Raw genomic sequence first — 17029 nt, 5'->3', positions numbered from 1 at the left:
TAAAAAAGAAATTGATAAAATTTATTAATAAAAGCACTTGACATACAAAAACAATAGGTGTAATATGAAATCATCAAAGACACCCCCACCCAGGGGGTATGGGATGAGGTGAAAAAATGAACGGCGAGAAAGAGAATGCATTAAAGTCTTTAAAGATCGCAAAGGGTCAGATTGAAGCAACTATAAAGATGCTTGAAGATGAACGCTACTGTGTAGATGTATCCAATCAGATTATAGCTACCCAGTCACTTTTAAAGAAAGCCAATTTATTGATTATAAAGCAGCATATGAATCACTGTGTTATGGAAGCTTTTGAGCATGACAAAGGAAGTGAGAAGATAGACGAGGTAATAGACCTATTATCAAAAGTAATGGGTAAATAATATAAGGTTAGGCATTTTAATAATTGCAGGCATTTATTAGCCTGATAAAAACTATAAAGGAGGGAAAAGAGTTGGCCAGTAAAACTTTAAAAATAGAAGGAATGACCTGCGCCGCTTGTGCAAAAGCAGTTGAAAGAGCAACCAAAAAACTGCAAGGTGTTACAGAGTCAAGTGTTAATTTAGCTACAGAAAAGTTAAACATCAGTTTTGATGAATCTAAAGTTACTGTTGAAGACATTCAAGGAGCTATAGATAAAGCAGGTTATAAGGCATTAAAGGATAGTGCCGCCAAGACTTTAAAAGTACAGGGAATGACTTGCGCGTCCTGTGCTAAGAATATTGAAAGAGTCACAAGAAAACTGGAGGGTGTAGAAGAAGCCAATGTCAACTACGCCACAGAAAAACTAACCATCAGTTATGATTCTTCTAAAGTCAGAATGTCAGATATAAAAAAGGCTGTTGAGAAAGCCGGTTATAAGTTGATAGAAGAAGAAACTTCAGTAGATACAGATAAGGAAAGAAAAGAAAAAGAAATAAAGACATTATGGAAGAAATTTATTGTATCTGCCATATTTACCGTGCCATTGCTTTATATAGCAATGGGTCATATGATAGGTCTTCCCCTTCCGGGTATTCTTCATCCGGATATGCATCCGGTAACCTTTGCCCTGGTGCAATTAGTATTAACGATTCCCGTTGTAATTGCCGGCAATAAATATTACAGAGTTGGATTTAAATCCTTATTCAGAGGAAGTCCTAATATGGACTCCCTGATTGCAATCGGTACTTCCGCCGCCATTCTTTATGGTATATTTGCTACTTATAAAATACTGGGCGGAGAAAGCCACTATGCAATGGATCTATACTTTGAATCTGCAGGTGTTATTATTACTTTAATTACCCTGGGAAAATATTTGGAGGCAGTGTCAAAAGGCAAAACCTCAGAAGCTATTAAGAAGCTTATGGGACTTCAGCCTAAAACAGCCATTATCATCAGAAATGGAGCAGAAGTTGAGACACCTATAGATGAAGTGGAAGCTGGAGATATTATCGTTGTAAAACCGGGTGAAAAGATGCCGGTGGACGGTGAAGTAATAGAGGGTATGACTTCCGTTGATGAATCCATGTTAACCGGTGAAAGTATTCCAGTTGAAAAACATGTGGGAGATAAAATCATCGGTGCAAGTATTAATAAAAATGGTTCCATCAAATATAAAGCAACCAAAGTTGGTAAAGACACCGCACTGGCACAAATTATTAAATTGGTGGAAGATGCTCAGGGCTCCAAAGCTCCTATTGCTAAAATGGCCGATATTATATCCGGATACTTTGTGCCAATAGTTATTACCTTAGCAGTAATTTCCGGATTGGCTTGGTATTTCTTAGGGGGCGAATCTGCCATATTTGCAATTACTATATTTATATCTGTTCTTGTTATTGCCTGCCCATGTGCGTTAGGCCTTGCAACACCAACTGCCATTATGGTTGGAACCGGTAAAGGTGCAGAACACGGAGTACTGATTAAAAGTGGTGTAGCCTTAGAAACCGCACACAAGGTGCAGACCATCGTATTCGACAAAACAGGTACCATAACAGAAGGTAAACCAAAAGTTACGGATGTAGTGGTGACAAATGGCATTACAGAAGATGATTTATTACAATTAGCAGCTTCTGCTGAAAAAGGTTCTGAACATCCATTAGGTGAAGCCATTGTAAAAGGGGCGGAAGAGAAAGGTCTTTCATTTAAGAAATTAGATGCTTTTAAAGCAATTCCGGGATTTGGAATTGAAGTTACGGTAGAAAATAAAAAGCTTCTCCTCGGCAATATAAAATTGATGCAAGAGAGAAATATTTCTTTGGAAAACCTGGAAGAAATCTCTGATAAACTTGCGTCAGAAGGTAAAACTCCTATGTATATTGCCATTGATGAAAAAATAGCAGGAATAGTAGCAGTAGCAGATACGGTAAAAGAAAACAGTAAAAAAGCAATTGACAAACTTCATCAGATGGGCATTGAAGTTGCCATGATTACCGGCGACAACAGAAGAACCGCAGAAGCAATTGCAAAGCAAGTAGGCATTGACAGAATCTTAGCGGAAGTATTACCTCAGGATAAGGCAAATGAAGTGAAAAAACTTCAGGCAGAAGGCAAGAAGGTTGCTATGGTTGGTGATGGTATCAATGATGCTCCTGCTTTAGCACAGGCAGATATTGGTATCGCTATCGGTTCCGGAACGGACGTTGCTATGGAGTCCGCGGATATTGTATTAATGAGAAGTGATTTAATGGATGTTCCAACTGCCATACAGCTTTCTAAGAGTACTATACGTAATATCAAGCAGAATCTATTCTGGGCATTTGGATATAATACATTAGGCATTCCGGTTGCTATGGGTATTCTTCATGTATTTGGAGGACCATTATTAAATCCTATGATTGCAGCAGCAGCTATGAGTCTTAGTTCTGTATCCGTACTCACCAACGCTTTAAGATTAAAGAAGTTTAAACCGATAAAATAATTCCCCTTGTAAATACTAATCTCTTATAAAACTTTTTCAGAAAATCAGAGCAAAAACCATATATCTAAGTATAAACACACTTCCCTTTCTCTTCGATTTTTTGGAAGTTTTATAACCGGGATTGGTATAAGGGTTCACTATAGATGTAATAGATATTTAAGATCAGGAGGACATCACAATGAAAAAGAAAATTGCAATTGAAGGAATGAGCTGTCAACATTGCGTCAGCCACGTAAAGGAAGCATTAAGCGAACTGAATGGAGTTACAAGTGTAGAGGTTAATTTAGAAGGAAAATCTGCTGTTTTAGAAGCATCTGGGGAAGTAAAGGACGAAGACATTAAATTTGCAGTAGACGATGCAGGATATGAAGTAGTGAATATAGAAAATTTATAATACCAGCATAAGGGGCTGTTGCCCTAGCGTTATTTCTTACTGTTTTGTCATTCTGAGCAAAATTTCTCAAAGTGAATTGGAAAAGAATCTTAGAAAATTATAATAGTTTGATTCTTCCGGATTCTGCTTTCCGAAATATGTTCAGAATGGCAAGACAGTGTTTTTAATATCCAAAGAAAGGGAAAACAATGTTTAAAAGAATAAAACAGGCAATCAACAAATATCTTCAAGATATGGCAAGGGAAAATGAAAAGCTTTATGGAAAAGAAAGAATGGATTGCTGCAAATTAAATAAATCCAAGAAGGGATAATCCTATGGGTACCGGTTCCAAGAAAGTATTAATTGTAGATGACGAAGTTAAAATTGTTGAGTTTACGGAAGTTTATCTTATAAACAGCGGTTATGAAGTCTATAAGGCATACACAGGCAAGGAGGCTCTTGCCATATTTCAGACCCAAAGAATTGATCTTGTATTATTAGATTTAATGCTGCCGGATATTAGTGGGGAACAAATTTGTAATGAAATTAGAAAGACTTCCAAAGTGCCTATTATTATGCTAACAGCAAAATCCGGTGATGAAAATATTATTCATGGGCTGGATATTGGTGCGGACGATTATATGACCAAGCCCTTTAGTCCAAGGCAGATGGTTGCAAGAGTTAATGCTTTGCTTCGAAGAGTTAAAGTAGAAACCCCTCCAGACCAAAGGGAAGGTATTATAGCCTTTCATAAAGATAATTTAATTATCAATCATTCTGATTATACAGTTAAAAAATCAGGAGAAAATGTCAGCCTTACACCCAGTGAGTTTAAGATTCTTTATACCTTGGCTAACCGTCCCAATAAAGTATTTACCAGAGACGAGTTGATTCATATTGCTTTTGAGGATGATTATCTGGGATACGACAGAACCATAGACTCTCACATTAAGAATTTACGTGCCAAAATAGAAGATAACTCAAAAGAATGCAGGTATATATTAACTGTACGAGGTATTGGTTATAAATTTGGAGGTGAATAAACTGGGTTTCTCATTAAGAAGTAAGTTAACAATATCCTATATGTTTATTGTGGTTACAGTTGTGGGTCTTATAAGCTTAATGGCCAATATCAGCGTACAGAATAAATTTCAGGATTTTGTAATACACAAACAGAAAAAGCAGACACAGGAGATTCTGGATCTGATTTCTCTAAGCTATGAAGATACTTTGGGCTGGGACACCAATAACATTGGGGTTGTGGGAATGAATGCATTGCAAAACGGTCTGATTATTAAAATCGAGGACGAGAATAATAGGAGCATTTGGTCAGCCAATGAACATAATCATGGCTTGTGTCAAGATATGATAACCAATATGTGGAGTAATATGAACCAATATTCTGGTAAATGGGAAGGCAGGTACCAGGAGAACACCTATCCGATCATCAGTAAAGGAGAACGTATTGGTACCCTAACTACGGGATTTGTAGGACCTTATTATTTTACCGATGAAGAATTAATTTTTATCGAAGCATTGAATCGTCTCTTCATAGGAATTGGAATAGGCTCTTTGGCATTAGCCTTTTGCTTAGGAATACTTATGTCCTATCGGATTAGCAGGCCTCTTAAGAAAGCCGCCAATAAAGCTGTATTATTAGCAGAAGGTAAATACAAGGAAAGGCTGACGGATGCATCCAATACGAAAGAAATATATATTTTAATGGATACCATTAATAATCTGTCCGATGCCTTGGAACATAAAGAGCAGTTACGAAAACAGCTTACTCAGGATGTTGCCCATGAACTACGGACTCCTCTTACTTCTGTACAGGGTACCATGGAAGCTATGCTAGATGGAATATGGGCAATGGATAAAGAAAGATTGGCAAGCTGTTATGATGAAATCATGCGAATCAAACGGTTAATAGGAAGTATTGAAGACTTATCCAAAATGGAAAATGAAAATGTACTTCTGCAAAAAGAGAATTTTGACATATCACATTTAATCATAAGACTGTTAAATAATTTTGAAAGGGAGTTGACTTCCAAGGATATAAGAGTGGATTATGACCGGCAATCTGTATTCCTTTATGGAGATCAGGATAAAATCAGCCAGGTATTCAGTAATCTGATATCCAACGCAATCAAGTATTCTGATAAAGGCGGTAAAATTCATATCCATATTTCAGATTATCCTGAGAAAATTGAAATTAGAGTAAAAAATACAGGAATGGGGATTAGGGAAGAGGATCTTCCCCATATATTTGAACGTTTCTATCGGTCAGATAAATCAAGAAGCAGAGAGACCGGAGGTGTAGGTATAGGTCTAACAATTACTAAAACTATTATTGAAGCTCATGAAGGTAACATATATGCTGAAAGTAGGTTGGGAGAAGGAGCTCAATTTGTCATAGTACTTCCCAAGATCATTCATAAACTAATATAAAATAAATTTAATATAATTCACAAAAACGAAATTGTACGAATGCTCATAAAAATTATTATTTTATAGGGACCGTTTCAAATTCTGTGTCATCATTGAGCCCCAGATGAGATGTTCTGTAAAATGAATTTACACGAAACTATAAACAGACCTATTTTATGTAAAATAGAAATATAATAGATTTGATTTTTTAATTATTTGTATCATAGTTCTTAATATATGTATTTTTAAGGAATATTTCAGGAGATATCCTTTCCTTTTGGTACAGAATATCTCCAGAAAAGTTCCATAAAAGACTTTGCCGGCTTTCAGTCTTCTAGTGGTTCTCTATCCCAATTCATATAGTACACTATCACGTGACGTGAGAGTAAATAATATTTTTAGGTTTTAAAATTTCAGGATTTTTTAAAATTCAACGAATTTCGTTCCAATATTCTCTGTAAAGACTTTATCATGTTCCACTAACAGCATAGTTGGCTGAAATTCATTGATTAGCCGCTCAATTTGCATACGTGAGAAAATGTCTATAAAGTTTAAAGGCTCATCCCATATATACAAATGTGCCTGCTCACAAAGGCTTTTTGCAATTAAGACTTTTTTCTTTTGGCCGCCGCTGTAGTTTTCCATGGTTTTCTCAAACTGTACGCGCTCAAAATCCAGTTTTCTAAGAAGAGCCTTAAACAAGGTTTCATCTAATCCATTGTTATAGATGAAATCATCTAAAGAGCCTTTTAAGTGGGAGGTATCCTGAGATACATAGGAAATTTTGAGGCCCCTTGCTATCTCTAAAGTACCGGTGGTCTCAATGTTCTGACCTAAAATCTTCTTAATAATACTGGATTTACCGCAGCCGTTCCGGCCTTGCAAAATAACACGGTCACCATTACCAATGGAAAAATCCAAATCTTTGGTTATCTTTTTGTCATCATAATAAATTGCAAGGTCTTTTGCCATTACCAACACATCTTTGTGATGACTTAATGGAATAATCTTTAAATCATCAACGGTTTCAATGTTTTTTAATAACTTAGATTTTTCTTCTATTGCCTGGTCCTGTCTCCGTTCCAAGTTCTTTCGCCTTTGCTGCATTCGTCTTGATTTTTCTCCAATATAGCTGCGAAAACCAATATTTTTTTCTGAGTTAGGATCCCGTCCTATCTTGGTAGATTCTACTTTATCTGCCCAATCACCGGAAGTTTTGGCAGATTGATTCAAGCGTTTGATTTCCTTCTTTAATTTTTCATTTTCAGACAGTTCAAACTCATCCTGTCTTTTTTTATTCTCCCACCAGCTGCTAAAATTACCTTGTTCCACTGTTATATTTTCTTTATTAATAACCAATACATGATTAATACAGGAATCTAAGAAATGCCGGTCATGAGATACCAGGATAAAACCCTGCTTACTGTTCAGATAGTCTTTTACCACATCTCTTGTGGGCATATCCAAGTGGTTGGTTGGTTCATCTATCAGCAAAAATTGATTTTCTCTGGAAAATAAAACAGCCAGCATTACCTTTGTTTGTTCCCCATTACTTAGTGTAGAAAAGGGGCGGTATAAAACCTCAGCATCTACTTCAATCAGTGTCAGCTCCCTGCACACTTTCCATAATTCATAATCGGGATAAAGTTCTTCTATAATATCTATGGTATTATGATTCTTATTTTCTTCCGGTATAACAAAAGGAAAATAATCAAAAGTCACACTGGCACTAATATGGCCATTGTATTCATATTTACCTAAAAGTAAGTTTAAAAAGGTAGTTTTACCTCTTCCGTTACGTCCGATAAATCCAAGTTTCCATTCCGTATCTATCTGAAAAGAAACATTTTCAAAAATATTATCATAACTGCCTTCATAGCAGAAAGTTAAATTGCTTACATTAATCTGTGACATTATAACCTCGATTCTGGTGCTTAACACCTTTTATTTTATTCTGATGATTATTAGAATAAAAAATAGGATGCAAGAAGAATCTGCATCCTAATAGGGTTAAATCCACGTTAAGGTTTCATAAAGTGATTTACATGGAGCAATATAAAATAAATCATTAATCCATGTAAATTACAAAACTATATATTGTAAAAAATATATTTATTTATGAAAAGATTAGAAGACAGTTTCTTGCAATAAGCATAAAAGGATAAGCAGCGTATTCAGTCTGCTAAGTCATATATGCTCCTATATTTCATTCATTATTTGCAAGAAGTATTCTCCATCTTTTCATCTCCAATCATTTTATATATTATTATAGCCATTTTAGCAAAGAATAATTATGAAGTCAATATAATTACAAAATTTAACGTAATTCTGATTACAAAATTTAATGTAATTCTGAAAAATCATGTAATAAGAACAATCAGTACTAAGAACTTCATGGAGTCCCGAACCATCCAGTTCCTTGAACTTCGGCGTGATTCGGTCAAGATTACCATGGGCCATTATAAATTAACATTATATTCTTCATATACTGCTAAAGCCTGACTACGCTAATAAACCGGGCAATAAACCGAACTGCTTTCTCCAGGTCTTTTTCATTAGAACGTCCTTTATGAGCGCCGCCGACTATTTTGTAAAGTCCCATAAGATCATATCCTTTACAAGAGAATTCACCAATAATTTCTATATGATTATTTTCTAATTCTTTCTTTAATTTGTTGTGATATTTCCCTAAAAAAGGACTGCCGTGAGTGGAAAAAAGGAATACTTTTTGATTATTTTTCCAGAGACTAAAAAGGTAAGAATGTATTGTAAACCAAAATAAAAAAACAGTTTACAATTAATTTTTTTAGTGCTATAATTTGCTCATTGGAGGAAAAAATGATGTCAGTAAAGAGCAGAGTGTTAGAGATAATGGAGAAGAATCGTTCCAAAGCTATATCGGGACAAGAACTGGCAGACTACTTGTCGGTATCCAGAGCAGCTATTTGGAAAGCGATTCGTTCCTTAAAAGAAGAAGGCTATCAGATTGAAGCTACAACCAATAAGGGTTATCTTTTAATGGATAACAACGATATATTATCAGGGGAAGGGATCAAAACTTATTTGCAGCCGGAGTATCAAAATAATCCGGTTATTGTGTACAAACAGATTGATTCAACCAACCTGGAAGGGAAAAAAATAGCTGCTGTTGGTACAAGGCACGGAACCGTTATATTGGCAGAAGAGCAGACAGAAGGAAGAGGCAGGCTTGGAAGAAGCTTTTATTCTCCTGCCCAAACTGGAATTTATATGAGTATTATTCTAAAACCGCAAAAATCTCTTAATGATTTTTTATTGATCACAGTGGCAGCAGCGGTAGGAGTGTGCAGGGTAATAAAGAAGTTGACTGATAAAAAACCTCAAATAAAGTGGGTTAATGATATATTTCTTGATAATAAAAAAATATGCGGAATTCTTACGGAAGCAGTCAGTAATTTTGAAATTGGCATGGTGGAAAGTGTTATATTGGGAATAGGAATAAATGTTAAGACCAATGAGAATCAATTCCCGGAAGAATTGCGAGAAATAGCCGGATCACTATTTTCGGAAGGAATAACCCGCAATCAGATAGCAGCAGAGATTATCAATGAAATCATGAAGCTATCGGAAAACCTTGAAGTTAAAACCTTAATAGAAGAGTATAAAAAGTATTCCTTAGTGCTTGGGAAAATAATCAGTTATAATAAAAATGGAGAGATTTATACAGCTAAAGCCATTGATATAAATAATCAGGGCAATCTGGTTGTAGAAAATGAACAGGGAGAAACCTATATTATACAATCCGGTGAAGTTAGTATAGGCAGCGGTCAGATCTTGGGAAATTCAAAACATTCATAGAAGATTTAGAAGATAGAATCTTATAAAAAATATTATATCAAAGATGTAAACAAATTGAAAAGGAAATGTAAAAGTTCATAACAAGCAATATTCATACAAAACAGAAACCTTAAGAAACAAAATAGCAATATTGGAAATTGAGAAAGAACATAGAATTGGAGCTGTAAAATGGAACATATAGAGAAAAAGAACAGAGGTCTTACGAATAATAAGAAAAGCAGTAATAGAAACCGAAATGTTACATTAAACTTAGTTATGACAGGCATGTTTTCTGCTTTGTTAATTGTACTGTCACAGTTATCCATTCCATCGCCTACTGGTGTACCCATTACATTACAAACCTTTGCAGTAGCTATTACCGGTGTCATATTAGGATGGAAGTTTGGTCTTGTATCAACTTTAATTTATATTTTGTTAGGCATTGCCGGACTGCCGGTGTTTGCGAATTTTAAAGCAGGATTACAGGCTATTGTGGGTCCTACAGGCGGATTCATTTATGGATTTATTTTAATGGTAATACTTTGCGGAATAGGTGCAAAAAGAAAAAATATACTAGTGGGGATACTAATTGGGATAATTGGACTTCTTGGATGTCATTTATTAGGGATAAACCACTACGCTTTTTTAAGCAATATATCCTTTTGGAAATCAGCCTTACTGGTTTCTATTCCATATTTCATAAAAGATGTAATATCTATAGTGTTGGCATTTGTTATAGGACGGCAAGTGAAAAAATCTATTGAGAATTATCGCCTATAGGTGAAAAATACAAAAGTGACACATATATATTTGATGTTCTATCTTGTTGCTGTTCTACTAGTCAAAATATTTATTCTTAAAATGGTATGGAATGATTACATGGCAGGGCTAATTGTAATTGCAGGTGTAGATTTGTATAGCGATTAGAAACATAGATACCTTTAACAAGTAGAAATTATTTTTTAACCTTTATGTCATACTTCCATAGGCAGCACTGAAAATCAGTGAGAAGAGCGCTGTTTTTATGTTCTTCCGGTAGAAACCTTAGAAATTCTTAGACACTGTTTGGGTTCTTTGGAATTTCTTTTCATGTTTCGTTCCTGTCAATGTCTTTCTATGTATATTTCGGACGGGAGTGACTTATGTTATAAAATAAGAAAAGCCAAAATTAATTAAACTACATTTCCCAAGAATTGTGAGGAGCACATCCTTTGCATTTTGAGGGAATTTTTTTTGAGTATGAAGGAAATATTGTAAAGCATGAGAAAATTTAGTAGAGCTCTTGACAGAAATAGAAAAAAAGGGTAAAATAAGTTTATGCAAACGGTTGCATAAGGAGACGGAGGATAAAATGGCAGTTACAATTAAAGATATTGCAAAGAAAGTGGGAGTTTCCCCTTCCACGGTATCACGAGTGGTAAATGGAAACACCCTGATATCAAAAGAAACGAGGGATAAGATTTTTGCGGCGATGAAGGAGATGGACTATCATCCAAACAGCCTCGCAAGGAATTTAGCCAACGGCAGTACTCATACAATAGGACTGGTGATTGACGCACAGGATGATAATACATTTTCAAATGCTTTTTTTAATAGAAGTGTATATGCAATAGAAACAGTTCTGCAGCAAAATGGGTATAACCTGTTAATTACCAATGATAGGGAGGACAAAAATTGTTCTCCGGTAGAAAAGTTAATTTTGGAAAAAAGAGTGGACGGAGTTATTTTGCCAAGCTCCAGCGTGACACAAAAGCTCATTAATTTGCTTCAGAAAAATGACTTTCCCTTCATTATCCTGGGAGAACCAGAGATTGAAAAGGATGAAACCAGCTGGGTTGATGTAGACAATCTGCTGGGAGGCGAAATGGCAGCAAAACATCTGCTGGATCAGGGATATGGGTCCATTGCCTTTATACTGGAGAATCAGGCTACCATATTTGCCAGGAACCGTGTGCAGGGGTATAGGAAAGCCCTGGATGAGAATGGCTGTAAGGTGCATACGGACTATATCATTGACTGCAAAGGAAATTGCGAGGCAGCCTATGGGGCAGTCAGGGAATTGATGTCCTTACAGGAGAAACCGGATGCGGTTTTATGCGCAAATAATGTGATTGCTTACCAGGTATTACGTGCACTCCGGGATAGCTTAATTTCGGTGCCTGAGGATATGGCAGTTATGTCCTTTGATAATTATCCCTTTGCGGAATATATGGATCCCCCTCTTTCTGTGGTGGATGTAGACACATTCCGCCTGGGTGAACAGGCTGCTACGGATTTGATAAAAAAGATTCAAAATGCAAATTATGAAAATAAGCAAACCATGATTGCAACCGAATTAATCTTTAGAGAATCCACGAAAAGGAAAAAATAAGGATGTAAAGAAAGGATAGGACATGTTAAAAGAAGCAATTTTTCATGATAATACCATACGCTTTGTACATGCAAAATCAAGAGAGTGCCTAAATTTTCGTATCCGGGTAGGAAGGCAGGATATGAAACGATGTCAGCTCATATATTTTTCGAGAACCAATCCGGATGAAAAAAAACGGGTAGATATGGTTTGGAAGTACCGGGACCGGTGGTTTGATTACTATGAGGCGGAGGTTTGTTTTAAGAAGGTTGCAAGGTACCAAAAATATTATTTCTGCCTTAAAGACAGAAGGGGTAAAGTGGAGTACCTGGGAGTGAATGGCTTTACCGCCACGGAACCGGAGGATGGAGTGTTTGAGTTCCTTTATGCCAATGAAGGAGATATTTATGAGATTCCAGGTTGGGCAAAGGGGCAGGTTTTCTATCAGATATTTCCGGAACGCTTTGCCAATGGCAGGAAAGAGAATGACCCGGAGGGCTGTGTGCCCTGGGGCAGCACTCCAACCAGGGAAAATTACATGGGAGGAGATATTGCCGGAATCCACCAGCATTTGGACTATCTAAAGGAACTGGGAGTTGGGTGCATTTATTTCAATCCCATATTCCAGGGTGACTTTAACCATAAATATGCTACCACGGATTATTATAAGATTGATCCCATGTTTGGAACGGAGGAAGAATTCCGGGAGCTGGTAGCAGCCTGCCATGAAAGAAAAATCAAAGTAATATTGGATGGGGTTTTTAACCATACAGGGATTCATTTTGAGCCCTTTCAAGATATTTTAAAGCATCAGGAGGCCTCCAGGTATAAAGAGTGGTTTTATATCACGGAATACCCGGTCAGTATTTCCCACCACAATTATGAGTGTGTGGGAGCTTATAAATGGATGCCCAAGCTAAATACCTCAAACCTGGAGGTGGCGGAATACATATTAAAAGTGATGGAGTACTGGATCCGGGAGTATCATATTGACGGATGGCGTCTGGATGTAGCTGATGAGGTGGATAAGAGGGTATGGCAAAGAGCAAGGGCCTGCTTAAAAGCGAAATACCCTGATTGTCTTCTACTGGGAGAAACTTGGGGATATGGACTGAATATGATGCAAGGAGATCAGATGGACAGCGTGATGAACTATGTGTTCCGTGACTTTACCAGGGATTTTTTTGCATATGAAGCCATTGATGCAAGGGAGCTTGACCACAGGATAAACCAGATGCTCTCATCTTATTTTGGGGAAGCAAAGCATGGGCTGTATAATCTGCTGGACAGCCATGACACGGAACGTTTTTTGACTATGAGTAAGGGAGATAAGCGGAGATTGAAGCTTGCCGCCGCGTTCCAATTTTTATTTCCGGGAGCTCCGGCCATTTATTATGGAGATGAAATCGGCATGACAGGGGAAAATGATCCTGATTGCCGGAAGGCAATGAAATGGGAGCAAGAAGAGCAGGATAGGGAGCTTTATGGCTGGTACCGCTGGATGGCAGCACTTAGGATGAAAGAGAAGTGCATTCGGGAAGGAAATTATGTGACGAACCTGTGCGGAGAAAAAGAGGGAGTGTTCGGGTTCATCCGTTTTGATGTAAAAGACTGCATTTATGTTGTTTTTAATCGCAGTGAAGAAGAAAACCGGAGCTATATTCCTGTCAGGGAGATGGGGGGTTACCAGGAACTGGTTACCGGCCAGGAGGTTGTATCTGAGGAAATCCTTAAGGGAGAGCATTTCTACAATGGGGATGTTATGGTGTATGAGGGAAAGATAGGAATATGTCTGGAACCATATGCTGTTAAGATCATAAAAAAAATTAATGGAGGTAGGTAATATGAAAAAAGGGAAAAAAATACTGGCAATTATAATGACAACTGTAATAAGCTTGGCGGCACTCACAGGTTGCAAAAAATCACCAGTAATATCTGAAACTGGCCAGACGACCAAGGAATCAGCGGAAACAAAAAAATCAGGACAAAAAGAAGTTACAATTAACTTCTGGCATCATTATAGTGCCCAATCAGCTGAAAATGCAACTCTTGAGACGGTTTTAATTCCCAAGTTTGAAGAGGAGAACCCAGGGATAAAGGTAAACCCGGTATCTCATGAATGGGCTGATCTGCATGAAAAAATATTAATCAGTGCAAAATCAAATACATTGCCGGATGTTGCAAGGCTTGACAGCGCATGGATTCCGGAATTCCAGAAAATGGGAATCCTTGTACCGTTGGATGAAGAAATGAGCGACTATTCATCCGTGGCAGATGGATTATTGGAAAGTGCCATGGCTACAGCAACCATAGGCGGACATGCATATGGGCTGGCGTTAAATACAAATACAAAAATATTATTTTATAATACAGAAGCCTTCCGAAAGGCGGGGCTGGATGCGCCCGGAACTATGGAAGACTTTATGAATACCATAAAGACATTATCAGGCACCAACGAAAATGGGCAGACAGTATGGGGTTATAATGAACCAGCACTTGCAGGCTGGAATCTCTGCCCCTTTATCTGGAGCTTCGGCGGTGAGTTGACCAACCCGGAACAAACAAAGGCCAACGGATATATCAACAGTGATAAAACCGTAGCAGCAATCCAGATGCTTGCCGACCTTTATAAAGCAGGGGCAATTACCGGATGGAACAGCGGGGATATCCCAATGACCGATGGGTTTGGCACCGGCCGGTATATGATGATGCTGGAAGGCCCGTGGAAAATCGCAGAGCTGGCAGGAGCATATCCGGATATGGAGTATGGAACTGTTGATATGCCGGCCGGCGATGGGGGTTCACACTCGGTACTCGGAGGTGAGGATATTGCTATGTTTAATTCGGCCAACAAGGAAGCTGCATGGAAATTCATGCAATTTATGACGGATGAATATGCTCAGATAGCGATGGCAAAATGCGGACAGATTCCTGTCAACAAAAAGGCATTGGAAAACGATATGGTAAAACAGGCCGATTTTGCTCCGTTCCTGGAAGCCATTAAAAATGCAAAATCACGTCCTACCGTTGCAAGCTGGTCTGAAATCGACAATGAATTGTCTGTCACAGTCACAGCCGTTATGAACGGAGAGAAAACCGCAAAAGAAGCAATGGATGAACTTGCTGTAAAGGTGGATGCATTGCTTGCAGCTGAATGAACATGAGTTTTCTCATTTCATTATACTATGATAAAAACCTCAAGTCAATGTGAATTGGAACAAACATAATGGGCAGAGAAGGGAACAGAAGTGTAAAATAGAAGGAGTAATAAACATAGATAGACTAAATGAAAGAGGCAGAACAGATGCAACAGACAGAACAGGGCAGCAAGTAAAACTGATGCATAAGAAATGGAGAAAGAAAAAATATGAATAAGACAGCGAAGGGGAAGCAGTGGCAGATTGGAATGCTGCTCCTTCCCGGGTTATTGGTTTTTGGGGTGTTTACAGCATACCCCCTCATAAAGCTTTTTATCATGAGTTTTTTTAAATGGGACTTCGGTTCTATGCTGGAGCAGCAATTTATCGGGGTGCAAAATTATAAAGAGGTTATATCGGATTCCTATTTTCGCATTTCCTTTGTGAATACGCTGGTATATACCCTTGTAACTGTACCGGCACAGATGGCACTTGGTCTTTTAGTAGCACTTTGTATCAACAGCATTACCCATCTAAAGGTGACCTTCCGGGTTCTTTACTATTTGCCGGTAATTACCTCCTGGGTAATTGCATCCCTGGTATTTAAGTATATTTTCAACACCGAAGGCATGCTTAACTATATCCTATTTAATGTCCTGCATCTTACGGAGCATAATATCCGGTGGCTGGACAGCAGATGGGGAGGGTTAAGTGTTGCCATGCTGCTTGGGACATGGAAAGGAATCGGTTGGAATATGGTGGTTTTTCTGGCAGCCTTACAGACCGTTCCCACGGAACTTTATGAGGTTGCAGGAATTGATGGCGCAGGAGCTGTTAAAAAATTTTTTCATGTGACCATTCCAAGCATCCGGGGAACCATACTGTTTGCCCTGGTCATGCTGACTATCGGAGGTTTTAACGTGTTTACCTCCATTAAGATGATAACAGGGGGCCAACCGGGGCATCAGACCGACACCATACTCACCTGGATGTATTACAAGGCTTTCAGCACAGGTAAGTTTGGCTATTCGGCGGCGCTTTCCTTCATTGTTGCGGTTTGCCTGGCTATTTTAGCGGCAGTTCAGTTCCGGTTAATGAAGAACAGGGAAGAGGGGTAGGAAGAAATGAAAAGAAAGTTAAAACGAAAAATAGTAAAAGATATCATCCTCTTCCTTTTTCTTACTGCGGGACTCCTTATCGTTGTGATGCCGATGGTATATATGGTAAGTACCTCTTTAAAGCCAAATGGAGCCTTATATGAATTTCCTCCGCGGTTTTTCCCGAGAATTAAGGAGGTAACCGTAGAAAATTATCAGTATATTATCGGAGAAGGAAAATTCTACATAAATTTCGTCAACAGCATTGTTGTTTCAATCACGACGGTGGCAGCGGCAGCTTTAATAGCAGCAGCCTTTGGATTTTGCATTGCCCGGTTTAATTTTTTAGGAAAGAACTTGTTGTTCGTATTCATCATGCTGACTATGATAATCCCTGGTATGACGCTGATTGTTCCCCAATACGAATTGGCGGTATGGCTTAAGGCAATAGGTAAGCTTACGGGGCTGATTCCCTTTTATATTGCATGGGTGATCCCATATTCCACATTTATGATTAAAGGATTTGTTGAAACCGTACCGAGGGAGCTGGATGAAGCAGTTTATATTGATGGAGGATCGGTTTTTACAGTGTTCTTCCGGATCATACTGCCTTTGACAAAGCCGGGGATTGCTTCCGTTTCCATCTTCAACTTTTTAACAGCCTGGGAGGAGTTCCCCTGGGCAAATACGGTAATCAATGACAATGCAAAGCGGACATTGCCTATTGCAATTGCAGGCTTCTTTGGGCAGCATCAATTTACCCAGTGGGGATTTGTTTTTGCTCTTTCTGTTCTTAGCTTAATTCCAATTTTAATGGTTTTTATCTTTTGTCAAAAGTTTTTTGTAGCCGGTCTTACAACCGGCAGTGTAAAAGGGTAACGTATAATCCCGCAGAAAATATGCGGGCCAGAGAAAAATCCCATATT

At 38.0% G+C, this 17029-nt stretch carries 15 protein-coding genes; 14 read left to right on the top strand and 1 reads right to left on the bottom strand.

Features of this window, described 5'->3' with window-relative positions; translation table 11 throughout:
- Positions 1–116: 116 nt before the first annotated feature.
- The 6 genes from BM183_RS04375 to BM183_RS04355 all read left to right on the top strand — a co-directional run bounded on the left by BM183_RS04375 (position 117) and on the right by BM183_RS04355 (position 5724).
- A complete protein-coding gene (locus BM183_RS04375) occupies positions 117–383 on the top strand; it encodes a metal-sensing transcriptional repressor (protein ID WP_091684710.1) in 267 nt (88 codons plus the stop codon).
- A 71-nt stretch (positions 384–454) separates the two neighbouring features.
- Positions 455–2902, top strand: coding sequence for a heavy metal translocating P-type ATPase (locus BM183_RS04370; protein ID WP_091684708.1), 2448 nt, complete (start codon positions 455–457; stop codon positions 2900–2902).
- Positions 2903–3080: 178 nt separating this feature from the next.
- Complete coding sequence (locus BM183_RS04365) at positions 3081–3296, top strand: heavy-metal-associated domain-containing protein (RefSeq protein WP_091684707.1); 216 nt, start codon at positions 3081–3083, stop codon at positions 3294–3296.
- A gap of 188 nt (positions 3297–3484) precedes the next feature.
- A complete protein-coding gene (locus tag BM183_RS21220; protein WP_276326320.1) occupies positions 3485–3607 on the top strand; it encodes an LDCC motif putative metal-binding protein in 123 nt (40 codons plus the stop codon).
- A 4-nt stretch (positions 3608–3611) separates the two neighbouring features.
- Positions 3612–4319, top strand: a complete 708-nt coding sequence (locus BM183_RS04360) for a response regulator transcription factor (protein ID WP_091684705.1) — start codon at positions 3612–3614, stop codon at positions 4317–4319.
- Entirely contained in the window at positions 4312–5724 is a 1413-nt protein-coding gene (locus BM183_RS04355) for an ATP-binding protein (protein WP_242960853.1), read from the top strand. The genes BM183_RS04360 and BM183_RS04355 overlap by 8 nt, the downstream gene beginning before the upstream one ends.
- 402 nt (positions 5725–6126) lie before the next feature.
- On the opposite strand, the gene abc-f is transcribed toward BM183_RS04355, so the two are convergent.
- Positions 6127–7617, bottom strand: coding sequence for a ribosomal protection-like ABC-F family protein (abc-f, locus tag BM183_RS04350; protein WP_091684701.1), 1491 nt, complete (start codon positions 7615–7617; stop codon positions 6127–6129).
- Positions 7618–8541: 924 nt separating this feature from the next.
- Here abc-f and BM183_RS04340 point away from each other — a divergent pair.
- From BM183_RS04340 to BM183_RS04310, 8 genes are all read left to right on the top strand, one after another.
- Positions 8542–9540 (top strand): biotin--[acetyl-CoA-carboxylase] ligase, encoded by a 999-nt coding sequence (locus BM183_RS04340; protein WP_242960847.1) that lies wholly within the window; start codon positions 8542–8544, stop codon positions 9538–9540.
- A 168-nt stretch (positions 9541–9708) separates the two neighbouring features.
- Positions 9709–10299, top strand: a complete 591-nt coding sequence (locus BM183_RS04335; RefSeq protein WP_091684696.1) for a biotin transporter BioY — start codon at positions 9709–9711, stop codon at positions 10297–10299.
- A 571-nt stretch (positions 10300–10870) separates the two neighbouring features.
- Entirely contained in the window at positions 10871–11890 is a 1020-nt protein-coding gene (locus BM183_RS04330; RefSeq protein WP_091684695.1) for a LacI family DNA-binding transcriptional regulator, read from the top strand.
- A 22-nt stretch (positions 11891–11912) separates the two neighbouring features.
- Positions 11913–13712 (top strand): alpha amylase N-terminal ig-like domain-containing protein, encoded by a 1800-nt coding sequence (locus BM183_RS04325; RefSeq protein WP_091684693.1) that lies wholly within the window; start codon positions 11913–11915, stop codon positions 13710–13712.
- A 1-nt stretch (position 13713) separates the two neighbouring features.
- Positions 13714–15027: an extracellular solute-binding protein gene (locus BM183_RS04320; RefSeq protein ID WP_091684691.1), complete on the top strand. Its 1314-nt coding sequence runs from the start codon at positions 13714–13716 to the stop codon at positions 15025–15027.
- Positions 15028–15076: 49 nt separating this feature from the next.
- Entirely contained in the window at positions 15077–15244 is a 168-nt protein-coding gene (locus BM183_RS20670) for a hypothetical protein (protein WP_170847884.1), read from the top strand.
- Positions 15237–16124 carry a carbohydrate ABC transporter permease gene (locus tag BM183_RS04315; RefSeq protein ID WP_091684690.1) on the top strand — a complete coding sequence of 296 codons (888 nt, stop codon included), beginning with the start codon at positions 15237–15239 and terminating at the stop codon, positions 16122–16124. The genes BM183_RS20670 and BM183_RS04315 overlap by 8 nt, the downstream gene beginning before the upstream one ends.
- 6 nt (positions 16125–16130) lie before the next feature.
- Positions 16131–16982 carry a carbohydrate ABC transporter permease gene (locus BM183_RS04310; RefSeq protein ID WP_091684688.1) on the top strand — a complete coding sequence of 284 codons (852 nt, stop codon included), beginning with the start codon at positions 16131–16133 and terminating at the stop codon, positions 16980–16982.
- Positions 16983–17029: the final 47 nt, after the last annotated feature.

It is taken from the genome of Anaerocolumna aminovalerica, from assembly GCF_900115365.1.
Taxonomy (GTDB): Bacteria; Bacillota; Clostridia; order Lachnospirales; family Lachnospiraceae; genus Anaerocolumna; species Anaerocolumna aminovalerica.
This window is presented reverse-complemented; position numbering and strand designations above follow the sequence as displayed.

What these genes read in the sequence shown, in the direction of transcription:
- BM183_RS04375 (WP_091684710.1), top strand. Translation starts at nt 117, where the DNA reads ATGAACGGCGAGAAAGAGAATGCATTAAAGTCTTTAAAGATCGCAAAG.
- BM183_RS04365 (WP_091684707.1), top strand. Translation starts at nt 3,081, where the DNA reads ATGAAAAAGAAAATTGCAATTGAAGGAATGAGCTGTCAACATTGCGTC.
- BM183_RS21220 (WP_276326320.1), top strand. Translation starts at nt 3,485, where the DNA reads ATGTTTAAAAGAATAAAACAGGCAATCAACAAATATCTTCAAGATATG.
- BM183_RS04360 (WP_091684705.1), top strand. Translation starts at nt 3,612, where the DNA reads ATGGGTACCGGTTCCAAGAAAGTATTAATTGTAGATGACGAAGTTAAA.
- abc-f (WP_091684701.1), bottom strand. Translation starts at nt 7,617, where the DNA reads ATGTCACAGATTAATGTAAGCAATTTAACTTTCTGCTATGAAGGCAGT.
- BM183_RS04340 (WP_242960847.1), top strand. Translation starts at nt 8,542, where the DNA reads ATGATGTCAGTAAAGAGCAGAGTGTTAGAGATAATGGAGAAGAATCGT.
- BM183_RS04335 (WP_091684696.1), top strand. Translation starts at nt 9,709, where the DNA reads ATGGAACATATAGAGAAAAAGAACAGAGGTCTTACGAATAATAAGAAA.
- BM183_RS04330 (WP_091684695.1), top strand. Translation starts at nt 10,871, where the DNA reads ATGGCAGTTACAATTAAAGATATTGCAAAGAAAGTGGGAGTTTCCCCT.
- BM183_RS04325 (WP_091684693.1), top strand. Translation starts at nt 11,913, where the DNA reads ATGTTAAAAGAAGCAATTTTTCATGATAATACCATACGCTTTGTACAT.
- BM183_RS04320 (WP_091684691.1), top strand. Translation starts at nt 13,714, where the DNA reads ATGAAAAAAGGGAAAAAAATACTGGCAATTATAATGACAACTGTAATA.
- BM183_RS04315 (WP_091684690.1), top strand. Translation starts at nt 15,237, where the DNA reads ATGAATAAGACAGCGAAGGGGAAGCAGTGGCAGATTGGAATGCTGCTC.
- BM183_RS04310 (WP_091684688.1), top strand. Translation starts at nt 16,131, where the DNA reads ATGAAAAGAAAGTTAAAACGAAAAATAGTAAAAGATATCATCCTCTTC.